Raw genomic sequence first — 890 nt, 5'->3', positions numbered from 1 at the left:
GTGGGCGGCGACGGGGTGGCCAGTGCCAGCCTGAGCGCGGCCGACGTGCAGGCCCAGTTCAACCCGGCCTTCGGGGCCGACGGGGCGGGCAGCATTGGCTACAGCCTGGCGCTGAGCGGCAGCAACGTGGCAAGCGGCCTCTATGCGGTGGATCCGCTGGCCGCCAACGGCCAGGGGGCGGCGATCCTGCTCAATCAGGTGGGCAACGTCATCACCGGCAGCGCCGGCGGGGTGGATTACTTCACCTTGACCATCAACCCGACCAGCGGGGAAGTGACCCTGGCCCTGTTGGACAACGTCTGGCATGGCGACAGCAGCAATGCAGATGACAGCGTGGCGCTGACCGTGGGGCAGGGCGTACTGACCCTGGTGCAGACCGTGACCGACGCCGATGGCGACCGTGCCAGTGCGGCGGTGGATCTGGGTGCCAACAGCGTGTTCCGCTTTGAGGATGACGGCCCGCGGGCTGGCCTCGCAGAAGAGGCGCCGAGCCTGGGGGCGACCGTGGACGAGAGCCTGGTCAGCCTGGGTGGAGTGGGCGGCGACGGGGTGGCCAGTGCCAGCCTGAGCGCGGCCGACGTGCAGGCCCAGTTCAACCCGGCCTTCGGGGCCGACGGGGCGGGCAGCATTGGCTACAGCCTGGCGCTGAGCGGCAGCAATGTGGCGAGCGGCCTCTATGCGGTGGATCCGCTGGCTGCCAACGGCCAGGGGGCGGCCATCCTGCTCAATCAGGTGGGCAACGTCATCACCGGCAGCGCCGGCGGGGTGGATTACTTCACCCTGACCATCAACCCGACCAGCGGGGAAGTGACCCTGGCCCTGTTGGACAACGTCTGGCATGGCGACACCAGCAATGCAGATGACAGCGTGGCGCTGACCGTGGGGCAGGG

At 69.2% G+C, this 890-nt stretch carries 1 protein-coding gene; it reads left to right on the top strand.

The window, feature by feature from the left end; genetic code table 11:
* Window positions 1-890, top strand: an 890-nt coding sequence (locus tag G5134_RS21200; RefSeq protein WP_421232180.1) for a DUF5801 repeats-in-toxin domain-containing protein, incomplete at both ends; no start/stop codon positions are given.

The sequence above is a fragment of the Aeromonas sp. 600276 genome (genome assembly GCF_049175815.1).
Lineage (GTDB): Bacteria > Pseudomonadota > Gammaproteobacteria > Enterobacterales > Aeromonadaceae > Aeromonas > Aeromonas dhakensis.
The sequence above is the reverse complement of the archived record's forward strand: the minus strand, read 5'-3'. Positions and strand labels throughout refer to the sequence as shown.